This window comes from Amphibacillus sediminis NBRC 103570, from assembly GCF_001552275.1.
Classification (GTDB): Bacteria; Bacillota; Bacilli; order Bacillales; family Amphibacillaceae; genus Amphibacillus_B; species Amphibacillus_B sediminis.
Genome location: NZ_BCQW01000004.1, coordinates 58,305 through 81,604 on the forward strand (window position 1 = coordinate 58,305; position 23,300 = coordinate 81,604).

Here is a 23,300-nt window from a genome sequence, read left to right on the forward strand (position 1 = left end):
CGGTTTAATATCACATCGAAAGTAACCTGTTCCATTTTAGGAACAGGATGTTTTAGGTTGGCGAAAGTGGAGAAAAGGGGCTTGACCCCATTTCAACAGCGAATGGTTTGGATGCAATGGAAATGGTTAAGACCTTGTAAGATCTTAACCATTTTTATCATTGACTTTGATTTAACCCAGAGGATTAAGAAGTCCTCATTGATAGATTTAATTGATAGAGAACAAACGATTGATCGGCAGATGGAATATTTTTTTGTACCCAAGCGATTAAGCTGCTGCAATCTATCGCTTCTGCATTTTGTTTGACTAGGTCTTCTTTTAATTTATTTTGCTGTTCTTCATTATCTTTTAGCAATTCGTATAATGTTAAATATCCTTCCTTTGCACCACTATTACAGAAAGACAAGTCTTCACAAACGGCTTTTTTAAATTTGTTGAACTGATCATGTTCTTTTTTGACATCGTCTACGCTATTTATCTTATCTAAGCCAAAATACGTATATAAGGATGAAGGAGCTTCATTTTCACGTAACAGTCTCTTCATCATTTCAATCATCTTAAATTCTTTTTCAGCATCGAGTAACGCATGCAATTGTTGCGGATCTTCCTGATAATTAAACAATTTATGGCCAAATCGCTGATAATTTTTTGCCATAATATCTTGTGATGGAAGCTCCAGGACACCTATCCCCTTTGTAAAACTAAATGAATCATTTAATTTGGCATCTTTTAGCTCATCTAAAGTGAAGCGACGATTGATCCGCATCGGCGAAAGGGTATATTCTTTTAATACATGTTCTTGTTCAGGAACGGGAGCACGCATGTAAACATACTCACCATCTGTAATATTGAGATTGCTACCAAAATAACCAAATAATACAGCATCGTGTATTGGCTGATCAGATTCAACAATATCCCTTAAAGGTCTGCCCTTCATATCTTTAGGTAAATCAATCTCGAAGAAGTCCAGAATAGTAGCCGGAATATCAATCGTTTGTGCTAATTGGCTAACAGCTTCTCCCTTTCTTTCTAATTGTGGATACCAAATAAAGAAAGGTAAATGTGCAATTTCGTTGTAGACAGGCATGATATTCTTGCCCCACCACTCATGCTCACCTAGAAGTAAGCCGTGGTCCGTATTGACAATTAACATGGTATCCTCCCACATGTTGTGCTCATCCATAAAATCAAGCACTTTTCCTAAATAAACATCACACATGGTAATTAATGCCTTATAGTACTTTTTGATAATGTCAATTTTTTCTGGTGAGAAATCATCATAGCTATATAACAGCCAGCCATTGAATTCATCCTCTGTTACATCATACATGTCTAAATACTTCTTCGGGACAAAGAAAGGTTCATGTGGATCAAAGGACTCGATTTGTAAAAACCAATCATCTGCGTCCACATTCGTTTGCAAGAATTCTAAACCAGCATCGAATGTTCGGTACATCATGTGGTCTTTCTCTTCAGGCATATACGTTCTATTGACAAAATCCTGTGACATACTCGTAAATTTTCTGCTTGCCCCTTCTTCTCCTAACTTGTCAAGGTCTTTTAACTGAAATGGTTTATTTACCATCCCTTTCCAACTATCACCTTCTTGGCCTCTAATAAATTCATATGAAGAATAGCGGGGATGATAGGTTGCCCCCCCATCTCGCCAATAATGCTTGTGGTCAGTAACAAGATGTGTATAGATGCCGTGTTGTTTTAAAATTTCTGGCATTGAATCATCGAAAGGCTCAATCGGCCCCCAGCCACGGTGTAAAAAATTATATCTGCCAGTATGCAAGTCTCTTCTTGCTGGCATACATGGTAAACTTCCTGCAAAAAAGTTGTCAAAGCGAACCGTTTTCTTCGCTAATCGTTCAAAGTTTGGTGTATATACATCATTCATCTCATACGGTGTTAAGTAGTTTCTCTTTAACGTATCAAACATGACTTGAATAACGCGCATAATTGTCGACCCCTTTCCATATAGATGAGTTCAAAAAAGTAGGTGAGTGTTTAATCATTTTCTCATACGAGAAAATGCACGCAAAAGTTTGATAGGGCAAGCTTAAGCTTGCCTGCTTCATGTCTTTTCGTGCATTAATTTTTTACTCGAATCTTTCTTAACTAAGTCTCATCTAAAAATGGTTTCTTTTTTTTAGCTATAATTTTTTGCTTTTCCTACTGTATACGTGATAATAAAAGCAGCAACAAAACCAACAGCGTAACTTAATAGATATTTTATATAATCACCATTTGCAATTAAAGGAACGGCAGACATCCCTGCAGCTCCTATCGCTGAGGCTTGTACATCTAATAGACGAATCATCATCCCGCCAAATCCAGCTCCAATTGAAGCGGTTATAAAGCCAAAACCGGATGGAATAACGACACCATACATGGTTGGTTCACCTACAGACAAAAAGGTTGTAGGTAGGGCACCCTTAGCAATTTCCTTCATTTTAGCACTTTTAGATAAGAGGTAAATGGCTAATCCAGCCCCTACTAATCCAGCATTACTCATGACCTGTACAGCAAAGATAGGAGTTGTTCCAGTTGTGTTGATTAATTCCATGTGAATAGGTGCGAGTCCGTGATGTAATCCCGTAGCAATTAAGGACGGGAATGCAGCTGCTAACACAAAGCCACCTAGAATACCGCTTACATCTAATAGCCACATAATTCCATTAATTAATCCATCTGACAGAAACCCAGCAATAGGCATTATGATCAAAAGATAAAGTGCACCTGTAATTAATATTGTTAGGGTTGGCGTCAGCACAACATCTAAGATATTAGGAATAATCTTTCTTAACCATTTTTGAATTTGGGCTAGAACAAATACACCAAATATAACACCAAATAGTCCACCTTGACCGCTTTGTAAGCCCAGTATGCTTAATTCTCCAGCAATAGTAACTGCCCCAAGAATTCCACCAAGGATCATATCTGTTTTAAATACTCGAGCAGCTGTGATACCTATATAAATAGCGAGAAAGGCAAAGGTTGCATCACCGACAATACCTAAAAAGGTACTAATCTCCAACATGTTCCATGAATCGAGTACAACTTGCTGAGAAGAAAGTGCTTCTGTTCCAGCAATACCTGCTTCAGCTGCCTCGATTTTTGCCATACTCAGGATAATATTATTGATCCCCATCGATACACCAGATGCAATAATAGCAGGGAGAGCTGGTACGAAAATACTTGATAAGGTTTTGAGAAAACCTTGTTTTTCTGCGCTTTCTGATTCATCATCTGTGTTTAGGTTTAATTGCTTTTCAAGTTCTGCTCTTACCTTTTCACTACGACCGGGTCCAACAATAAGTTGTGTCGATTCGGCCTGGTTAATGCCTTGAATTCCTTTTAACGCTTTTATTGCGTCTATATCTACTTTTGATAAATCTTTATAGTTTATTCGGACACGAGTCATACAGTTTGTGAGACTTTGAAAATTCTCTGGACCGTTCGATAGTTCGATTATTTTTCTTGCCAGAGTCTTATCATCCATTGAATTAACCCCTTTCAAATGTAATTGGTGGCGCTACCATGATTGCATTATAAACAGAAGGATAAACAATTAAAAGATATTACAGTAATATTGGGAAGCGGATTCACTTATCGGGAAACCGCTTTTAACACGTCTCAATCCATTGATCATGATTTGCAAATAATTTGAAGGTAATAAAACGGCTAACCTAATGGTTAACCGTTTGTTAATTTATTATTTTTATAGTCAAAAAAACTATAGCTTAACATTTCGATAATACAGTAAAAGACACTTGAAGAAAAGCCAGAATCACCAGCGAGTGGATCGCGATCTGAATAAATGTGGATCGAATAATCTGCGTGTGAGCTTAGCCAATTGTGCGATGTTGCAGTTATAGCTACTATTTTGACCTTCTTAATTAATGGGATGGCCAAAGCTTCTTTAATAGAAGGATTGTTACCTGTGCTTGAGAAAACAAACAATAAGTCATCTTCAGTCATTTTCTCAACAACCAATTGATGTAAATCGGTTCTGATATCTAAGGGGATTACTTGCATATTCTTTCCTAAGCCTAAAAAAATACGTTGCATTTCTATCGTGAGATTTTGTTGTAAAAAACCTGTTCCTGCTAAATAGACATTAGAACTTTGATCAATTTCTTGGCTTATTTTTAGTATATCATTCATATTTAGTGCTTCAATCGTTTTCTGGACATCATTTAAGATGATCTCACCATAGTTGCTATAATTCTGGTGTGACTGATGATTTACGAGCTCCCATCTGATAAAGTTCTTTAGCTCAGTATACCCGGAAAAGCCTAATTTTTGAGCAAAGCGCAAAACAGACGATTTAGAGCTTAAACTTCGCTCAGCTAATTCAGTAATGCTTAAATTTCTTATTTCATCTTTATGATCCAGTAGATATTTAGCAAGAACTTGATCGCCCTCACTAAAGTAGTCATATTTTTCATTAATGATTTGCTCTAACTTCATTCTATCGCCCCTTATTATCCGTCGTAAAAAATTGCTCGTCAAAAGTATCAACGAGGTCCTTTCCTCTATGGTGAGATATTATACAATCCGATATACATTTAAAAGCTATACAAAAGAACGCGGTTTGTTTTTTAATTAATTAATAGAATATTGGCACATTTCTTTTGATTGAAATGGCAGTGGGATCGGACATAACGAAAATAGATGGAATGAGATTCCGAACAAGCTGACATAGTGGAGGCAAAATACGAAGACGCCTTGAATATAAAGATCCATTTTTCTTCGTTCGATATATGACCGACGATGCTCTCCTTGCCCTGTGGAAACAAGTCTTTTTGGTGGGACGAGTAATTGTAGTCCCGATAAGAGCTGAAGATCCACTTAGGCTAAAACCACCACATCCTGAGGCTACGCACAACTGCTTACGTCCTGTAAGCCCGAGCCAGTGCTAACAAAAAGGGAGTTGATCTATAAGCATTATTTGTATTTAAGGTTAAAATTTTTGTTATGTCCCAGTCCTCGTGTAATAAGTTTGGGTACCGTTTTTAATCGTTAATCATTAAGATATGACTTTTAAAAAATCATATCATAAATAAGATAATATAAACATAGTGGATCTAAGAGACTGCCAAATTCTATCTGGCAATCTCATTGTTAACCTATTTACAGCTCATTGTTGTCCTACCAACAAACGCCACCTTCATTGCTTTTAAAGGGAGGACAGTGAGGTTTTTTTCTATGATTTATCGAATCTCTATTAAAAAGGATAGGTTAACTTGCTAGAATTTTGATATAATCGAGAAAAGAGTTTTATCTAAATGTTTAAGTAAAGGATGCGTGAAACGTTTATGCAAAAGAAAATCATCACGGTATTTACATTATTATTGTTATTGTTAATGGCTTGTTCAAATCCTGACACGGAGCAATCAGGGCAAAATCTTACAAAAAAAGATATTGAGCTAGACGAAGTGGATGCGGGTCACTCTTATCCACTAACTGGTGAAGCTGCATCAGCCCCAGTTAGCAATCGCATGGTTGGTGTTATGATTAATAATCATCCTGCGGCACGACCACAGTCAGGTTTATCTCAGGCTGATCTTGTTTTTGAAATTTTAGCAGAGGGTCAAACGACACGTTTTTTGGCATTGTTTCACAGTCAAACCCCTGAAGTTGTAGGCCCGGTACGTAGTGCTCGTCCTTATTACTTTCAACTAGCTAACAGTTATAACGCTTTATATATCTACCATGGAGCCGCTAATTTTATCGAAGATATGCTTAAAGCAGGTGCTGCTGATCATCTAAATGGTGCTTATTATGATGATGATGGTCATCTATTTAAGCGAGAATCCTTTCGCGTAGCACCGCACAATTCTTATTTGCAATTTAATTCAGTCGCAGAAGTAGCTGCTGCTCAGGGATATGATATTGAGGCGAGTTATGAGCCACTACACTTTTTAGCTGAAGACGAGCTGGATGATATTGAAGGCGAGACTGTATCAGAAGTCGAACTATTTTATGGGCAAGAATCCGTTCGTTACGTCTACGATGTATCATCTGAAACATATTTCCGCTACAATGATCAACAACAAACAGTGGAACTAAGTGATCAAACACCAATTCAGCTAAATAATGTCTTTATTATCGAGACCGAACATCAAATTGTCGATGATGCTGGAAGAAGAGAAGTAGATTTAACGTCAGGTGGTAATGCCTATTTACTTCAAAAAGGAATGATTCAAAAAATTCAGTGGGAAAATAGCGATGGACGAATTGTTCCAATACGTAATGGAGAACAGGTAGGGCTTATCCCAGGGCAAACATGGATTAATGTCATTCCAACAGATCCAGGCTTGTCTAGTGTGACTGAGATAGAATAGAAAGGAGTGCATCAATGCAAATTGATAAATTAAGAGGTGAGCAGCTGGACCAGCTATTTGATGCCATCTTAACCTTAAAGGATCGTGAGGAATGTTATCGTTTTTTTGATGATATCGCGACAATGAATGAGATTCAATCCTTGGCCCAGCGCTTACAAGTAGCTAAAATGCTAGCTGAAGGTCGTACGTATCACACGATCGTAGAAGAGTCGAATGCTTCTACAACTACGATCTCACGTGTTAAAAGATGCTTAACATATGGTAGTGATGGATATAAAATGGTATTAGAACGACTAGAAAAGAATCACCAAAATGAGTAGTGAGAGGATGAGGTTCATGATTCGCTTTGCTGTTATAGGTACGAATTGGATTACTGATCGTTTTTTAGATGCAGGTTTTTTATTGGATGATTTTAGTTTAACAGCTGTTTATTCAAGAACTGAAGAAAAGGCAAGGGCATTTGCTGCCAAATATCAGGTCGCTCATACATATACAGACTTGACTATTTTTGCTAACAGCTCAGAATTTGATGCCGTTTATATTGCAAGTCCGACCGCGTTGCATGCTGAGCAAGCCATTGTATGTATGGAGGCGGGCAAGCATGTTTTTGTCGAAAAACCGTTTGCGTCTAATCATGCAGAGGCTGAACGAATGATTGCAGTAGCAAAAGCAAATAATGTACTGCTAATGGAAGGGATGAAAACGACACATTTACCCAATTTCAGAGTGTTAAAAGAGCAGCTTGCAGAGCTTGGTCCGATTCGTCGTTATTTGGCTAATTTCTGTCAATATTCTTCACGCTATGATGATTATAAGCGAGGGATCGTCCATAATGCTTTTAAGCCTGAGCTTTCAAATGGGGCTTTAATGGATATTGGTATCTATACCGCTTACCCTATGGTTGCCTTATTTGGAGCGCCGAAATCAGTGCAAGCAACTGCCTATATGCTCGATTCTGGAGTTGATGGTATGGGGACGATGACGGTTAAATATCCAGAGTTAACAGCAGAGCTAATCTTTTCTAAAATCACCAATTCCCATGTTCCTTCTGAAATTCAAGGAGAGAATGGAACGATTGTCATTGAAAAGCTTAGCGATATGCGTAAGCTGACACGAATTGATAATGATGGAACAATAACGGACCTTACCGTTGAACAGAAAGAACAAACCATGTACTATGAAATCAAACACTTTATTCAATTGCTTCAAGCTGATCGACGAGAAAGTGATATTAACACGTATCAAATCTCACTTGATACCATCAAAGTACTCGATCAGGGCCGTGCTGCAATAGGCTTGGTTTTTCCTGCTGATCAAGCATAGAAGGTCTTTAAATAGTTTGGGCATGGGTTCAATATTGATATTGAATCCATGCTTTTTTGCTTACTTTTTTGCTTTGAGCATCGTCTAAATAACCATAAGACCAAAAGTGCCTATATGGGGATTGTTTTGCTCAGTCTGTTACGGTAAATAAGTAGCGAATAGCTTCCACCGCTCTCTTATTTTGATGCGATGTTTCGTCAATATTTAGCTTGCAAATTTTACTTAAATAGTCACGCTTAGAGCTGTTTTTTGTTATACTAGAAGATGGTATTTATGATAGAGCAATTAGGCTAAGGTTGGCGTAAGCCACCTTTTTCTACTAGGTACAGTCTAGGTTGAAGGTCACCTTCCTTAGTCACAGCGAGGTTGATTTGTTGAACTGACACATTGTCAATCTGGCTGAAAAAAGATAAGTAAGTATAGGGGAGATCTTAGTGTACAATCAAAAAACATGGAGACATGTATTTAAATTAGATCCAAATAAAACATTAACAGATGAGCAGCTTAATCACGTTTGTCAATCAGGTACAGACGCCATTGTGGTTGGGGGCACAGATCATGTGACCTTAGATGGTGTGCTTGACCTGCTTAGTCATATTCGGCGTTTTACCGTTCCTTGTGTTTTAGAAGTGTCAACTCTGGATGCAGTTACTCCCGGATTTGATTATTATCATATCCCAATGGTGTTGAATAGCCAAGAAAAGAAATGGATGATGGATATCCAGCACAATGCGATTAAAGAATATGGTCATATGCTCAATTGGCAGGAGCTTGTTGCTGAAGGGTATGTGATTATGAATGAAGAGTCGAAGGCGTATCAGCTTGCTAATTGCCAATTACCTGATTACGACGATGTCATTGCCTATGCGCAAATGGCTGAGCATCTTTTCAGATTGCCACTGTTTTATTTGGAGTATAGTGGTAAGTATGGTGATCCGGAGTTAGTGAAACGGGTTAAAGCAGAATTATCACATACCCAGTTTGTCTATGGTGGAGGAATTACCACCCTCAAGCAAGCAGAAGAGATGGCTGCCCTTGCCGATACGATTGTAGTAGGGAATAGCCTCTATACCGATTTTGATCAAGCAATTGAAACTGTTGCGATAAAGCACAACGAGTAAGGTGGTGAGAAGAGATGAGTCAACATGTTAGGGATTTATTAAGCGGTTTGAATGAACGTCAACAAGAAGCCGTGCGACACACAGATGGTCCACTACTTATTATGGCAGGGGCAGGAAGTGGTAAAACACGAGTGCTAACCCATCGGATTGCTTATTTACTTGAGGAGAAAAATATAGCGCCACGTAATATTTTAGCTATTACGTTTACTAATAAGGCAGCAAGAGAAATGAAAGAGCGGGTAAGGCATCTTATCGGTCCAACAGGTGACTACATGTGGGTATCAACCTTTCACTCGATGTGTGTCAGGATACTGAGACGTGATATTGACCGTATTGGCCTAAGTCGCAGCTTTACAATTTTAGATAGTGGAGATCAATTAACGGTTGTGAAGAATGTGTTGAAAGAATTAAATATTGATAGTAAAAAGTTTGATCCTAGAGCGATGCTGTCAGGGATTAGCTCGGCTAAAAACAATCTCCAGACAGCGGATCAGTTCGAGGCACAGGCAGGCAATTACTATGACAAAACGGTTGCTCAAGTCTATAAACACTATCAGAAAACATTAATAAAAAACCAATCATTAGATTTTGATGATTTAATTATGCAAACCATTAAACTATTTGAGCGTGTTCCAGACGTTTTGGAGTACTATCAACGTCGTTTTCAATATATCCATGTCGATGAATATCAAGATACTAACCACGCCCAATATTATCTCGTTCAACGCTTAGCAGAGCGTTATCAAAATATTTGTGTGGTTGGGGATTCTGATCAATCGATTTATCGCTGGCGTGGTGCTGACATTGAAAATATCTTATCTTTTGAAAAGGACTATGCCGATGCGCATGTCGTACTACTTGAGCAAAATTATCGCTCAACCAAATCGATTCTTGATGCAGCTAATGCGGTTATTAAGCATAATACGAGTCGTAAACCTAAGAAATTATGGACAAATAATCAGGGTGGTTCTAAGCTGTATTATTATCAAGCAACCAACGAACAATATGAAGGAATTTATGTTGCTGAAAAGATAGAAGCGTACATGCGCAGTAGTGATTATCAGTACCGTGATATAGCGATTCTTTATCGGACAAACGCCCAGTCACGGGCAATTGAGGAAACCTTTGTTAAAGCTAATATCCCGTACCAGATGGTAGGGGGAACTCGATTTTACGACCGTAAAGAAATTAAAGATATTTTGGCTTATTTACGACTCGTCTCAAATCCAGATGATGATTTAAGCTTTGCAAGGGTGGTCAACGAACCCAAGCGCGGGATTGGTAAGACCTCCTTAGACAAATTACAGCAGTACGCTCTAGACCATGATATCTCACTTTATACGGCAACTAAGGAAATTGATTTTGTTGGCTTAAGTACTAAGGCCACAAAATCCTTAGCTGAATTTGGTCAAATGGTTCATGACTGGCATCAGCAACAAGAATATTTGACTGTTACTGAAATGGTTGAGGAAGTCCTTAACCGAACAGGCTATCAGGAAAAGCTTATTAGTGAGCGTACGATTGAAGCCCAAAGTCGACTGGAAAACCTAGATGAGTTCAAAACCGTTACACAGCATTTCGAGCAAGAAAATGAAGATAAAACACTACTGGCTTTTCTGACTGACTTGGCACTCATCGCAGATATTGATCGAGTAGATGAGGATCCTTTTGCTGATAACAAAGTAACCATGATGACCTTGCATGCGGCCAAGGGACTTGAATTTCCAGTCGTCTTCTTAGTTGGGATGGAGGAAAATGTGTTTCCACATACGCGTTCATTGCTGGATGATGATGAAATGGAAGAAGAGCGTCGTCTTGCCTATGTAGGGATAACCCGTGCTGAAAAGGAGCTTCATCTTACGCATGCTAAACTCCGTTCACTTTATGGTCGTACCAATATGAACCCTGTCAGTCGTTTTATTAAAGAGATTCCAAGTCATTTACTTGAAGGAGTAGACGAGCAAGAGTCTGAGCGAGTGAGTTTTGGTTTCTCGAGAGCAGAAGAAACACAACCAACGAAGCAAAAATCGCTTAAACGATTTGCCCAAAAGCAAAGTACGGGTGGAGAAAAGCAAGGATGGCAAGTTGGAGATAAAGCTAACCATAAAAAGTGGGGCATAGGTACAGTGGTAAAAGTGACAGGTACAGGAGAATCGATGGAGCTTGACATAGCCTTTCCTGCGCCAACGGGTGTCAAACGTTTGCTGGCGAAATTTGCGCCTATCACGAAACAATAAATGAAAGAGGTGACGTAATGATGGCATCTTTAGAAGAAAAAATCTTATCTTTACGACAGACGTTAAACGATTATAACTATCAGTATCATGTTCTTGATCAGCCAACGGTACCTGATGCAGAGTATGATCGATTAATGCAAGAGCTACGAACATTAGAAGAACAACATCCTGAGCTCGTTACGTCAGATTCACCCACCCAACGAATTGGTGGAGCGCCACTCGAAGGCTTTAAAAAGGTTGAGCATCATGTACCGATGTTGAGCCTTGCTAATGCCTTCGATAAACAGGATTTACTTGATTTTGATCGTCGAGTAAGAGACGGTCTTGGGGTTGATCAAGTAGACTATGTTTGTGAACTGAAGATTGATGGTTTAGCGGTTTCGCTCCGCTATCAGGACGGCCTCTTTGTTCAAGGTGCAACGAGGGGTGATGGTACAACTGGTGAGGATATTACCCAAAACCTTCGGACAATCCGCAGCATTCCATTGAAAATTACTGACCAAAGTACGATTGAGGTTAGAGGTGAGGCGTTTATGCCACAACGTTCTTTTCTCGCCCTAAATGAAGCTCGAGAAACACGTCAGGAAGAACCTTTTGCTAACCCTAGAAATGCAGCGGCAGGATCGCTCCGTCAGCTTGATCCGCAGATTGCAGCCGAACGTCATTTGGATATTTTTATTTATGCTGTAGGTGAATGGCAAACAGGGTCACTAACTACCCACAGTGAACGGCTTAACTATTTACGAGAACTTGGCTTTAAAATAAATCCAGAATGGCGTCAATGTACAAGTATTGATCAGGTCATTGATTTTGTGGAGAGCTGGGTCGATCGACGGGCAGACTTAAGCTATGATATTGATGGTATTGTCATTAAAGTCGATCGGCTTGACTATCAGAATCAGTTAAAGACGACGGCTAAAAGTCCACGCTGGGCGATTGCTTATAAATTCCCGGCTGAAGAAGCCGTAACCAAGTTGAAGGATGTTATACTTAGCGTTGGTCGTACTGGAGCAGTAACTCCTACAGCCCTACTTGAACCAGTTAAGGTAGCAGGTACAACTGTTCAACGGGCATCCTTGCACAATGAAGATTTTATTAAAGAGAAGGATATTCGAATAAATGATACAGTTGTAATTAAAAAGGCGGGCGATATTATTCCAGAGGTCGTTCGTGTCATACCAGAACAACGTCAAGGTGATGAGGTTTTATATCGTATGCCTGATCATTGCCCTGCTTGTGGTGCTGAGCTTGTCCGTCTTGAGGAAGAAGTAGCACTTCGCTGTATTAATCCGAGCTGTCACGCTCAATTAATGGAGGGGTTAATCCACTTTGTTTCACGACAAGCGATGAATATTGACGGTTTGGGCGAAAAGGTCGTTGCCCAATTATACGAGCATAAACTTGTTCAAGATGTCGCCGATCTTTATCAATTGGATCGCTCAGAACTGCTTAAGCTGGAAAGAATGGGTGAGAAATCAGTCGATAATTTACTTGAAGCTATCGATGCTTCAAAGCAAAATTCACTAGAACGCTTATTATTTGGCTTAGGTATTCGTTTTGTCGGGGCCAAAGCTGCCAAAACCTTAGCCATTGCCTTTGATGACATGGATAAGCTTAAACAAGCTACACTAGATGATTTAATGGCTGTTAATGAAATCGGTCATAAAATGGCTGATTCAGTTGTTCGTTATTTTCAAGATGAAAAGGTCTTAAAGTTAATGAATCGCTTAAAAGAACTAGGGATTAATATGCGGTATTTAGGTGCCAAACCGGAAGCGGCTTCTGAAGCTTCTGCTTTTTATAATAAAACCGTCGTCTTAACTGGAAAGCTAGAGCAGCTAACGCGACAAGAAGCGAAAGAGCGGATTGAGGCCTTGGGTGGAAAGGTAACTGGAAGTGTAAGTAAAAAAACAGATATTTTAATTGCAGGAGCAGAAGCTGGCTCGAAGCTTACGAAAGCAGAACAGCTTGAGATTACCATTTGGAGTGAGCAGCAGTTAGTCGAAGCTTTGAATCAGTAAAGAGAGAGGAGGGATTAAATGAAGCGTCTAATCCGATTTGCTAGTTTAATTTTAATCATGATCACAGTAGGCTGTGCTCCTGACTATTCCAATCAAGGAGAGGTAATTGATGAAACTTTACCAGAGGAAGTCAATCAGGAGCTGGCGATTGTGCCGAATTATAGTGTTTCAGACAATGAATATCAGGTGTTGTTACCCTATAAACTTAGTCAATCCCGGGGAGTTATTACGAACCAAGTAGCCAATCGCCTCGATATTAATGCATTAGAGAATGACTTACGCCGACACTCAACTTCGGTCTTTGATCCTGAAACTCATGTCTTTCAGGAGGGACAGCAGATTAGTACAAGTGAATTATACAGCTGGTTGGAACGAGAATCTGATTCAACCGAGTTGGGATTGAATCCAGCTGTTAATTATGATGAAAATACAGAGGAAGATGAGATTAGGAAGCAAGAGGAAGAAAACCCGAGATATCTTTCCCATATTTTAGAACAAAACTATTTAGCCAGAACAGATGATAATGCCGTTCAATTAGCGGGTATTTCCTTAGGGATCGCAATGAAGTCAAACTACCGATATCAAACCGAGATTGGCGGGCCATTTTATTATCATGATATCCCAAAACAGAAAATGCTAACTGAAGCCAATAGGATTGCGGAGGAAGTTGTGAGACGAATAAGAGCAAAAGAGGGTCTTCAAGAAGTCCCTATTATGATTGCGATTTACCGTGAGGCACCAAGAGATGGGCTAGTACCCGGAAACTTTGTTACTAAGACGACGGTTAAAGGGGGGAGTGAATCGATAGGAAACTGGGAAGAAATCGATGAGCAATACGTGCTATTTCCTTCAAAAGAGGGCCGTGATATCGATCCTAACCTAGCAGCTACTATCGATAAGCTGAAAACAGATGTGGCAGACTTTTTCCCAAACTATGTCGGCTTAGTTGGAGAAGGATTTTATCAGGATGGCCAAATTCGTAAACTAATTTTAGAAATTCCGATCCAGTTTAATGGGGAGGCTGAGGTTGTAGGCTTTACCCAATATGTGTACGGATTGATTTCAGATAGCTTTCAAACCCATTTTGATATTGAAGTTAATATCAAATCAAACGACCGTCAGGAAAGCCTAATTACCAGAGCAGCAGGAGAAGAGGAACCTATTATTCATATTTATAATCGATAGTGTGAACTTATCTCGATGCTCCAAGGCTAGAGGCAATAAAGGAGCTATTTTGGGAGATTATAAGTTTCAGTTTCTATATACTACTGCGGGGAGTAGAGCGTTTTACTTTTAGGTTTAAGGCATACTATCCATTAATGGATAGTTGCCTTAACCCGCTATTCTTTGCTATTATCATAAGTATGTATTAAATGCGGCTAAGCGTATTTGCGCTCAGATTTTGAACGAGCTTCGCTCGATAAATTCCGCTGAAAATCTGTGGCATTTACTAGAGGCGTTAACTTGATTCAGCCAAGCTTTAAACCTCTACTGAATGAAATACAATTGTGCAGACCTCTTAAGTAGAAAACTTCTGCTGAATGAAGTTACTGGGCTAAGGTTGATAATTTTATACCTTAACAAGGATTGAAATTTTAGCAAGTGAGTCTTTGAAGTAGTAAAAATAAAGATAAAGAAAAGCTAATACATTCACTAATAGCGAGCGAATGCGAGTTTTTCTAATAATGGAGGTGACCATAATGGTTGAAATTTCAAAAGAACAGGTCAAACACGTGGCACATTTAGCTAGACTGGCTATTACAGAAGAAGAAGTAGACGTTATGACGAAGCAACTCGGTGATATCATTCATTATGCAGAACTATTAAATGAATTAGATACAAGTCATGTTGAGCCCACTACCCATGTTCTTGATTTAAAGAATGTTATGCGTAAGGACGAGCCACGAAAATGGATCGAGCGGGAGGATGCATTGAAAAATGCACCAGATCAAAAAGATGGACAATTCCGAGTACCATCGATTTTAGAGTAGGAGGCTAGATACAAATGTCAGTTTTTGATTATACATTAAAAGAATTACAGGACAAGCTACATAATAAAGAATTAACCGTGACAGAACTTGTGCAAGCGGCATATGATCAGATTGATGCCGTTGATGATCAAATCAAGGCCTTCTTAACCTTAAATAAGGAAGCAGCGCTTGAGCAAGCCAAACAATTGGATAATGAAACAAATCAAGCCGACCATCTATTATTTGGGATTCCAATAGGAATAAAGGATAATATGGTAACTAAAGGGGTCAGAACAACGTGTGCAAGTAAATTTCTTGATAACTTTAATGACCCACTCTACAACGCAACAGTCGTTGAAAAGCTTGCAGAGGAAAAAACAGTCATGATTGGAAAATTAAATATGGATGAGTTTGCCATGGGTTCTTCCAATGAAAACTCTGGGTATGCGACAACACGTAACCCGTGGAATATTGACTATGTACCTGGTGGCTCTAGTGGTGGTTCAGCAGCTGCTGTTGCCGCACGTGAGGTGTTCTTTGCCTTAGGCTCAGATACAGGTGGTTCGATCCGCCAGCCAGCGGCTTTTTGTGGAGTAGTAGGTCTTAAGCCTACTTACGGCTTAGTTTCTCGTTTTGGCTTGGTTGCTTTTGCTTCCTCTTTAGATCAAATTGGTCCGATTACCAAAACAGTTGAAGATAATGCGCATCTACTTCAGGCAATTGTTGGCCATGATCCAATGGATTCGACTTCAGCAAATATTGACATCCCAACATACAGTGATGCATTTAAGCAAGATGTTAAAGGATTAAAAATAGCGGTACCAAAGGAATATCTTTCTGATCAAGAAGGTGTAGACCAGGAAGTACGTGAGTCTGTTTTAGCCGCGTTAAAGGTCTATGAAGATTTAGGTGCAACATGGGAAGAGGTAACATTGCCACATTCTAAGTATGCTGTAGCTGCCTATTACTTATTAGCGTCTTCTGAAGCATCAGCGAACTTAGCTCGATTTGATGGGGTTCGCTACGGTGTTCGCAGTGAAAATGCGGACAATATGATTGATATGTTTAAGAAATCACGTAGTGAAGGCTTCGGTGATGAAGTAAAGCGGAGAATTATGCTTGGAACGTTTGCACTTAGCTCAGGCTACTACGATGCTTACTATAAAAAAGCTCAAAAAGTGCGGACATTAATCAAGAATGATTTCGATAAAGTATTTGAAAATTTTGATGTGATTATCGGTCCAACGACACCAACACCAGCATTTAAGGTTGGAGAGAAGGTGGATGACCCGTTAACGATGTATGCTAACGATATTTTAACCATTCCGGTTAATTTAGCAGGCGTACCGGGTATGTCGATCCCTTGTGGATTTGCTAAAGAGACAGGCTTACCGATTGGCTTGCAAATTATTGCTAAGCATTTTGATGAAAGCATGATTTACCGTGTTGCTTATGCCTTTGAACAAGCAACAGATTACCACAAACAACGCCCAAGCTTGGGAGGTGTACAGTCATGAATTTTGAAACAATTATTGGATTAGAAGTCCATGTCGAGCTCAAAACGGAATCGAAAATATTTAGCCCAAGCTTTAACCATTTTGGGGCTGAACCTAATGAGAATATTAATCCGATTGACCTTGGTTATCCCGGTGTATTACCCGTTTTAAACGAAGAGGCCGTTAACTTTGCTATGAAAGCAGCAATGGCGCTAAATTGTCAGATTGCTACTGATACTAAATTTGATCGTAAAAACTATTTCTATCCAGATAACCCAAAAGCCTATCAAATTTCTCAATTTGATCAACCAATTGGTGAGAATGGCTGGATTGATATAGAAGTAGATGGCAAGTCAAAACGGATTGGAATTACGCGACTCCATTTAGAAGAGGATGCAGGTAAACTGACGCATAGTGATGATGGTTACTCGTTAGTAGACTTTAATCGTCAAGGCACGCCTTTGATTGAAATTGTCTCAGAGCCTGATCTTCGTTCACCAGCAGAAGCCTATGCCTATCTTGAAAAACTAAAAAATATTATTCAATATACAGGTGTTTCGGATTGTAAGATGGAGGAAGGTTCACTCCGTTGTGATGCAAACATTTCTTTACGACCAATCGGCCAAGAAGAATTCGGTGTTAAAACAGAATTAAAGAATTTGAACTCTTTCTCATTTGTTCAAAAAGGATTGGAATTTGAAGAAAAACGTCAGCAAAAAGAGCTATTATCAGGTGGTGTGATTCTACAAGAAACACGTCGTTATGATGAGCAAACAAAAGAGACAATTTTAATGCGTGTCAAGGAGGGCTCTGATGACTATCGTTACTTCCCTGAGCCTGACTTGGTACCACTCTATATTGATGAGGCTTGGAAAGAACGTGTCCGTGCTGAAATTCCTGAACTACCAGATGCACGTAAAGCACGTTATATTAATGAGCTCAACCTACCAGCATATGATGCGATGGTGCTAACAAGTACCAAAGAAATGTCAGACTTCTTTGAAGCAGCTATTGCTGGAGGAGCTGATGTGAAGCAAGCTTCAAACTGGTTGATGGGTGAAGTTTCCGCTTATATGAATAAGCAACAAAAAGAATTACATGACCTTCCGCTAACACCTGAAGCCTTAGCCAAAATGATTACCTTAATTTCAGACGGGACACTTTCGTCTAAAATGGCCAAAAAAGTATTTGCTGAACTCGTTGAGCATGGTGGCGATCCTGAGCAAATTATTAAAGATAAAGGTTTAGTGCAAATCTCTGATGAAGGTCAGTTAACGGAAATTATTAATGCCATATTAGATAAAAATGAACAGTCTATTGAAGACTTTAAGAATGGTAAAGATCGAGCACTTGGCTTCTTAGTTGGTCAGGTCATGAAGGAGACAAAAGGACAAGCCAACCCACCACTCGTTAATAAAATTATTTTAGCCGAAATAAAGAAACGCTAAAGTCATTCAAATGAAATGAGCAAAGTGACACGAGCACTTTGCTCATTTCAATTATTGATAGTTGAGCCCTTGCAGTACGTGCTAAGTGAGGCAGTATGATTATGTCTAAACATATGCTATGTCTGAGTTTATATGGATTTAAAAACTACTAACTGTGTATGATTAGAGTTTCGCTTATAAACATGATATGATAAGGCAAGATAGAGTTACGTTATATTGGGGGTTTATGAATGAAACGTGCACGAATTATATATAACCCAACATCAGGTAGAGAGGCTTTTAAAGGTAAGCTTCCAGATGTGTTGAAAAGGTTTGAACAGGCAGGCTATGAGACCTCTGCCCATGCTACAACCTGTCCAGGTGATGCTACCAAAGCAGCCCGCCTTGCTGTTGCTCGCCACTTTGATCTGGTAGTAGCGGTCGGAGGTGATGGTACACTAAATGAGGTTGTGTCCGGTATTTCAGAGGCCAATTATCGACCACGGTTAGGAATCATACCAGCAGGAACGACCAACGATTTTGCTCGAGCCTTATCGATTCCAAGATCGATAGACAAGGCGATCGATGTCATTCTAGCAGGGCATACCTGTAAGCTTGATGTTGGACGTGTAAATGAGCATTATTTTGTTAACATAGCAGGTGGTGGAAAATTAACGGAAGTGTCCTATGAGGTACCAAGTAAATTGAAAACCATGCTTGGTCAGTTAGCTTATTTCATGAAAGGAATTGAGATGCTTCCTAGGCTTCGACCGATTTATACGCGAATCGAATACGATGGTCAAGTTTTTGAAGATGAAATTATGCTTTTTCTAGTCGCCAACACGAATTCGGTCGGTGGCTTTGAAAAGCTAGCACCACATGCAACGATGGATGATGGTTTATTTGATCTCCTTGTTTTGAGAAAAAGCAATCTAGCAGAATTTGTCCGCATCGTCTCCCAGGCCACCCGTGGAGCCCACTATAGTGATCCGAAAGTATTTCATACCAGAGCACGAGAGATAAAGATTTATACAGATGAAAAAATGCAGCTAAATATTGATGGCGAATATGGTGGGTTGTTACCAGCAGAGTTTTTAAACCTTCAACAGCATATTGAATATTTTATTCCTACACCAGAACAAGCCCAGCTTCAAATAGAAAGTTCAAATGAGACAGAAACTCCCGAATCGTAGTTTGGGAGTTTCTTTATGGTTTTGAAATTTTCCTATAAAAATTTTAAAATTTATTCCATCATTCGACCAATTTTACAAATTATTCATGTTATATTTTGATTGTTACTTGATGATTATCGAGAAAGGAGGTTAGATAAAAGAAGTTTAGACATCTAGATTAAGACAAACGCAACCTTGTTTTGACATAAACTAATAAAATGAGGTGATAAGATGCGGTTAAGTAATTTTTTAAAATTTTGCTTTGCTACACTACTGCTATTAAGTGCAACAGGTTTTATGGCGGTTAATCCTGTATTAGCAGATGCCTTAATTGAACCATTTGAGTTCGAAGCTGATCTAAAGCAGTTCGAATTCGAAATTAATGATCAAGAAATAGAAGCATCCTTTAGTGATACTGAACTAAAAACTGATCGTAACGAAGAGATCACATTAGAAGATAATCGAATGTCAACAAGTAGCTCATACTTAATTGACTCAGATCGATTTATTTATAGTGATTCATTGACAGAATCTGATCCAGATGATTGGTGGTTTTTTTCAGTTGATAGTGATCGAAGTATCCTATTTCAACTTGATTCTGCCATTAGTGACTATTATGTTCAGCTTTATTTAATTGATTGGAGCACAGGTACAGCTTATCCTACTGCCTTAGGTGGACAAGCTGGACAAACGATAGCTCATAGCTCACTACCTGAAGGTGATTGGGCTTTACGTGTCTTTTCTGAAGGGACCGTGGGAGATGCCTACACACTTAGAATGAATGCAAGTAATCCTGAGGGAGCAAGCGGGGTTATCTCATCCTCAACATCATTACAATACCTTGTACTTAGCTATCCCAATGGTGACATTTATGTGAATGGGAGCTATCTAGCTAATCAAACCGGGAACAACAGTCACCTCGACTGGGAGCGAGTTTTTATGTTTAGCTGGGATGGCAATTATAATCAACGAACCCATAGTATTTCTAGCGTGAAAATTAGAAATATCTCAGCTCCGGTAAGCTATCAGTCTAATTACGCTAAATCAGATAATGCAATCATGCTTTATTTGGATATTGATACACTTTTCATGCATCATGAGTCATATTTTAGATCAGGCCCACCGACACAATATGAAAGCTCATTTGTTGATACACTGGGAAAGGTGACACCGCGAAGATTAGATCAAGATGATTTGACAAACTGGGGCGATCATATTCTCATTTATGATTTAAATACAAATAAATCCATTGATTTTTTTAGTGTACTAAATTTTTACTATGCTAGCGGTGCTGAACCAATCCCAACTATTACTTATTTAAATTAGTGTAGATTAAGCCTGCCGACAATTACGCCGTCAGGCTTTTGCTTTAGTTTTGACAGCAACTTTGTAATGGCAGAGTGCTTTTTCTGTTAAGATTAGGATCATTCTTTGCTCAAGAATTTACACCATACTGTCAGTCGATCCAGAAATATTGACAAATATCTCATTTCTCAGGAAATATTAAATAGAAAGTCGAAATAAGTCTATCTTTCCTTTCGTTAGCCTTTCTGATACACTATCTACAGCAATTAAAAAAGGACGTAGATAGAATGAGTAAACATCAAGCACCTGTCAAGAAAAATGAAACAGTTACTTTATATTTTGAAGATGTCACCCATGAAGGAAATGGGGTTGGGAAAATAGATGGTTATCCTATGTTTGTTCCTCATGTATTACCAGGAGAAACAGCTCAGGTTAAAGCAATTAAGGTCAATAAGAATTTTGCCATAGGTAAGTTGCTTGAAATTGAACAAGTAAGTCCAGATCGAGTCGATCCACCATGTTATGTCTATAGCCAATGTGGGGGATGCCAGCTTCAGCATATGAGCTACCAAATGCAGCTTAGAATGAAGGCTCAACAAGTTCAAAGTGCACTTCAGAAAATAGGTCATATTAAAGAGGTACAGGTTGAACCAACTCTTGGAATGGAGGATCCTTGGCGTTATCGAAATAAGGTGCAGATTCCTGTTGCTGAAAAAAATGGTCAACTGATCACAGGCTTTTATCGAAAAAGAAGCCATGATATCATCGATGGGATGGATCGTTGTATTATTACTTCTGAAAGCAATGATCAGATGGTTGAAGCAGTACGTAAAATTGCAGATGACCTTGGTATCTCAGCTTATGATGAGCAAACACACCGAGGAATTTTACGTCATATTATGGTACGCTCAGGACAAGCTCATGATCAAACAATGGTTGTATTAGTAACCCGAACAAGTGAGTTGCCGCATAAGAAGCAGTTGATTAAACGGTTAACTGAGGCTAATCCAAATATAAAATCGATTATGCAAAACATTAATCCAGAGCGGACCAATGTTATTCTAGGTAAAAAAACAAAGTGTCTTTGGGGAGAGGCATACATTTATGATTCAATTGATGAGATTAAGTTTGCCATTTCAGCCAAATCGTTTTATCAGGTAAACCCATCTCAAACACAAGTCCTTTATCATAAGGTATTAGAATACGCAGCTCTTACAGGAAATGAGACAGTGATTGATGCTTATTGTGGTATTGGGACAATCTCTCTCTTTTTAGCACGAAATGCTAAAAAAGTGCTCGGTGTCGAGATCGTGCCAGAGGCAATTGAAGATGCCAAACGGAATGCAGAGTTAAATCATCTCACCAATACTGAATTTTTCGTGGGACAAGCGGAAAAGGTAATGCCATGGTGGACGACACAGGGGTTAAAGCCTGATGTTATTGTCGTTGATCCCCCTCGTAAAGGATGCGATCAAGCCCTACTTGAAGCTATGCTGGCCATGCGACCAGATCGCATTGTCTATGTCTCATGTAACCCTTCGACCTTAGCTCGTGATTTAGCCATTCTTGAAAACGGGGGATACCAAACAAAAAAAGTCCAACCTGTCGACATGTTTCCTCAGACGAGTCATGTGGAGTGTGTGGCATTGATGTCTAGGGTGGATGAATAAGTATAGTTGAAGTGTTGATAGAATAAGGTTTATAGGGTTTCACCTATGTTTATTTTATATGAATAAACGGGTAAAACCCTTTTTGTTATTGGTGTTGGAAGAGCTGGAAAATGGGGTTGAGTTGACAGATTAGGTTTTGGGTAGGGGAGTTGACAGGATAGATAATTGAAGGAACTCGTGTTATATTTAGACTAACTAATATTGCCGAAAATACATTGAATGTGATTAGTCTAAGTATGATATTTTCAATATGATTTCTGGAGGATAAAGAAAATGTCTGAAAATCGAAGGGTTCATTTTATTCCACCAAGACCTGTACTACGAGAGAAACGTGTGGGGATATATTGTCGAGTCAGTTCGAACAGCATGGAACAATTAAATAGTTTAACAAACCAAGTATCTGCACTTACCAGGTTAACGGCCGTCACTCCGAATTGGTTGCTTGTTGATACATATATAGATATTGCATCAGGAAAGTCTGGTTCAAAAAGAAAAGAATTTATTCGTATGTTAGAAGATTGTCAGGCGAAAAAGATTGAAATTGTTATCACTAAAAATATTAGCCGCTTTGGTCGTGATACAGTTGAAGTGTTAGAATCACTGAATAAACTGAAGGAACATGGAGTTCGTGTCATATTTGAACAAGAAGGACTCGATACAGCTGATACAGATAGTGCCTTGATGATTTCAATTATCGAATCGATTGCACAAGCGGAAAATGAATCTCGTAGTGAAAATATTAAATGGGGTTATAGACGTCATGCGGCACAAGGCACATCAAAATTATATAACCGAAAATGTTACGGTTATGAAAATGATATAGATGGAGAACTGATCATTAAGGAAGATGAAGCTAAAAATGTCCGATTAATTTTTGAACTGTATTTGCGCGGGTTTAGTATTATTGGTATAAAGCGAGAGTTAGAAAAACGAGAAATAAAAACCCCAACCGGAAAAGAAAATTGGAGTAAACGAACGATTGATGTCATGCTGAGCAATGAGAAATATATCGGTGTAGTTAGGCTACTTAATGCGGGAGAACACCAAGAACATTATGTTTCAGAAAATAACCATCCAGCAATTATTTCAAAAGAACAATTTGAAGCGGTACAAGAGGAAAAGAAAAAGAGAAGTAATGTTGTGAAAACTGAAGATGGAGTACAAAGAAAGAGTAAGAAATATAGTTCGAAAAAGTAATAAGC

The 23,300-nt window shown here is 38.9% G+C and carries 17 protein-coding genes; 14 read left to right on the forward strand and 3 right to left on the reverse strand.

Annotation, left to right across the window (positions count from 1 at the left end):
- Positions 1–184 precede the first annotated feature (184 nt).
- The 3 genes from ASE01S_RS04590 to ASE01S_RS04600 form a co-directional block, all read right to left on the reverse strand.
- On the reverse strand, positions 185–1,963 hold the full coding sequence (locus ASE01S_RS04590; protein ID WP_067839077.1) for a sulfatase: 1,779 nt from the start codon (positions 1,961–1,963) through the stop codon (positions 185–187).
- A gap of 192 nt (positions 1,964–2,155) precedes the next feature.
- Positions 2,156–3,508 carry a PTS transporter subunit EIIC gene (locus ASE01S_RS04595; RefSeq protein ID WP_067839079.1) on the reverse strand — a complete coding sequence of 451 codons (1,353 nt, stop codon included), beginning with the start codon at positions 3,506–3,508 and terminating at the stop codon, positions 2,156–2,158.
- A 194-nt stretch (positions 3,509–3,702) separates the two neighbouring features.
- Positions 3,703–4,479: a MurR/RpiR family transcriptional regulator gene (locus tag ASE01S_RS04600; RefSeq protein WP_067839081.1), complete on the reverse strand. Its 777-nt coding sequence runs from the start codon at positions 4,477–4,479 to the stop codon at positions 3,703–3,705.
- Between the two features lie 848 nt (positions 4,480–5,327).
- On the opposite strand from ASE01S_RS04600, the gene ASE01S_RS04605 reads away from it, so the two are divergent.
- The 14 genes from ASE01S_RS04605 (at position 5,328) to ASE01S_RS04670 (ending at position 23,295) form a co-directional block, all read left to right on the forward strand.
- Positions 5,328–6,356, forward strand: coding sequence for a DUF3048 domain-containing protein (locus ASE01S_RS04605; protein ID WP_067839083.1), 1,029 nt, complete (start codon positions 5,328–5,330; stop codon positions 6,354–6,356).
- 14 nt (positions 6,357–6,370) lie between these two features.
- Entirely contained in the window at positions 6,371–6,676 is a 306-nt protein-coding gene (locus ASE01S_RS04610) for a YerC/YecD family TrpR-related protein (protein WP_067839086.1), read from the forward strand.
- 16 nt (positions 6,677–6,692) lie between these two features.
- Positions 6,693–7,679 carry a Gfo/Idh/MocA family protein gene (locus ASE01S_RS04615; protein ID WP_067839088.1) on the forward strand — a complete coding sequence of 329 codons (987 nt, stop codon included), beginning with the start codon at positions 6,693–6,695 and terminating at the stop codon, positions 7,677–7,679.
- Positions 7,680–8,113: 434 nt separating this feature from the next.
- The gene (gene pcrB, locus ASE01S_RS04620; protein ID WP_067839091.1) at positions 8,114–8,800 is read left to right on the forward strand and encodes a heptaprenylglyceryl phosphate synthase; all 687 of its coding nucleotides are present in this window, start codon (positions 8,114–8,116) and stop codon (positions 8,798–8,800) included.
- A gap of 14 nt (positions 8,801–8,814) precedes the next feature.
- Complete coding sequence (pcrA, locus tag ASE01S_RS04625; RefSeq protein ID WP_067839094.1) at positions 8,815–11,037, forward strand: DNA helicase PcrA; 2,223 nt, start codon at positions 8,815–8,817, stop codon at positions 11,035–11,037.
- Positions 11,038–11,057: 20 nt separating this feature from the next.
- On the forward strand, positions 11,058–13,058 hold the full coding sequence (ligA, locus tag ASE01S_RS04630) for an NAD-dependent DNA ligase LigA (protein ID WP_067839340.1): 2,001 nt from the start codon (positions 11,058–11,060) through the stop codon (positions 13,056–13,058).
- Positions 13,059–13,076: 18 nt separating this feature from the next.
- Positions 13,077–14,243 carry a CamS family sex pheromone protein gene (locus ASE01S_RS04635; RefSeq protein WP_067839097.1) on the forward strand — a complete coding sequence of 389 codons (1,167 nt, stop codon included), beginning with the start codon at positions 13,077–13,079 and terminating at the stop codon, positions 14,241–14,243.
- Between the two features lie 515 nt (positions 14,244–14,758).
- Entirely contained in the window at positions 14,759–15,049 is a 291-nt protein-coding gene (gene gatC / locus ASE01S_RS04640; protein ID WP_067839100.1) for an Asp-tRNA(Asn)/Glu-tRNA(Gln) amidotransferase subunit GatC, read from the forward strand.
- A gap of 14 nt (positions 15,050–15,063) precedes the next feature.
- Positions 15,064–16,545 carry an Asp-tRNA(Asn)/Glu-tRNA(Gln) amidotransferase subunit GatA gene (gene gatA / locus ASE01S_RS04645; RefSeq protein WP_067839103.1) on the forward strand — a complete coding sequence of 494 codons (1,482 nt, stop codon included), beginning with the start codon at positions 15,064–15,066 and terminating at the stop codon, positions 16,543–16,545.
- Positions 16,542–17,972 carry an Asp-tRNA(Asn)/Glu-tRNA(Gln) amidotransferase subunit GatB gene (gatB, locus tag ASE01S_RS04650; RefSeq protein ID WP_067839106.1) on the forward strand — a complete coding sequence of 477 codons (1,431 nt, stop codon included), beginning with the start codon at positions 16,542–16,544 and terminating at the stop codon, positions 17,970–17,972. The genes gatA and gatB overlap by 4 nt, the downstream gene beginning before the upstream one ends.
- Positions 17,973–18,202: 230 nt before the next feature.
- Complete coding sequence (locus tag ASE01S_RS04655; protein WP_067839109.1) at positions 18,203–19,144, forward strand: diacylglycerol kinase; 942 nt, start codon at positions 18,203–18,205, stop codon at positions 19,142–19,144.
- Positions 19,145–19,354: 210 nt separating this feature from the next.
- Positions 19,355–20,449 (forward strand): hypothetical protein, encoded by a 1,095-nt coding sequence (locus ASE01S_RS04660; protein ID WP_067839112.1) that lies wholly within the window; start codon positions 19,355–19,357, stop codon positions 20,447–20,449.
- Between the two features lie 266 nt (positions 20,450–20,715).
- Complete coding sequence (rlmD, locus tag ASE01S_RS04665; protein ID WP_067839114.1) at positions 20,716–22,098, forward strand: 23S rRNA (uracil(1939)-C(5))-methyltransferase RlmD; 1,383 nt, start codon at positions 20,716–20,718, stop codon at positions 22,096–22,098.
- A 273-nt stretch (positions 22,099–22,371) separates the two neighbouring features.
- A complete protein-coding gene (locus ASE01S_RS04670; protein ID WP_067839117.1) occupies positions 22,372–23,295 on the forward strand; it encodes a recombinase family protein in 924 nt (307 codons plus the stop codon).
- Positions 23,296–23,300 lie beyond the last annotated feature (5 nt).

What these genes read in the sequence shown, in the direction of transcription:
- rlmD (WP_067839114.1), top strand. Translation starts at nt 20,716, where the DNA reads ATGAGTAAACATCAAGCACCTGTCAAGAAAAATGAAACAGTTACTTTA.
- ASE01S_RS04660 (WP_067839112.1), top strand. Translation starts at nt 19,355, where the DNA reads ATGCGGTTAAGTAATTTTTTAAAATTTTGCTTTGCTACACTACTGCTA.
- ASE01S_RS04610 (WP_067839086.1), top strand. Translation starts at nt 6,371, where the DNA reads ATGCAAATTGATAAATTAAGAGGTGAGCAGCTGGACCAGCTATTTGAT.
- ASE01S_RS04655 (WP_067839109.1), top strand. Translation starts at nt 18,203, where the DNA reads ATGAAACGTGCACGAATTATATATAACCCAACATCAGGTAGAGAGGCT.
- ligA (WP_067839340.1), top strand. Translation starts at nt 11,058, where the DNA reads ATGGCATCTTTAGAAGAAAAAATCTTATCTTTACGACAGACGTTAAAC.
- ASE01S_RS04605 (WP_067839083.1), top strand. Translation starts at nt 5,328, where the DNA reads ATGCAAAAGAAAATCATCACGGTATTTACATTATTATTGTTATTGTTA.
- ASE01S_RS04600 (WP_067839081.1), bottom strand. Translation starts at nt 4,479, where the DNA reads ATGAAGTTAGAGCAAATCATTAATGAAAAATATGACTACTTTAGTGAG.
- ASE01S_RS04670 (WP_067839117.1), top strand. Translation starts at nt 22,372, where the DNA reads ATGTCTGAAAATCGAAGGGTTCATTTTATTCCACCAAGACCTGTACTA.
- gatA (WP_067839103.1), top strand. Translation starts at nt 15,064, where the DNA reads ATGTCAGTTTTTGATTATACATTAAAAGAATTACAGGACAAGCTACAT.
- gatB (WP_067839106.1), top strand. Translation starts at nt 16,542, where the DNA reads ATGAATTTTGAAACAATTATTGGATTAGAAGTCCATGTCGAGCTCAAA.
- pcrA (WP_067839094.1), top strand. Translation starts at nt 8,815, where the DNA reads ATGAGTCAACATGTTAGGGATTTATTAAGCGGTTTGAATGAACGTCAA.
- gatC (WP_067839100.1), top strand. Translation starts at nt 14,759, where the DNA reads ATGGTTGAAATTTCAAAAGAACAGGTCAAACACGTGGCACATTTAGCT.
- ASE01S_RS04615 (WP_067839088.1), top strand. Translation starts at nt 6,693, where the DNA reads ATGATTCGCTTTGCTGTTATAGGTACGAATTGGATTACTGATCGTTTT.
- ASE01S_RS04590 (WP_067839077.1), bottom strand. Translation starts at nt 1,963, where the DNA reads ATGCGCGTTATTCAAGTCATGTTTGATACGTTAAAGAGAAACTACTTA.
- ASE01S_RS04635 (WP_067839097.1), top strand. Translation starts at nt 13,077, where the DNA reads ATGAAGCGTCTAATCCGATTTGCTAGTTTAATTTTAATCATGATCACA.
- ASE01S_RS04595 (WP_067839079.1), bottom strand. Translation starts at nt 3,508, where the DNA reads ATGGATGATAAGACTCTGGCAAGAAAAATAATCGAACTATCGAACGGT.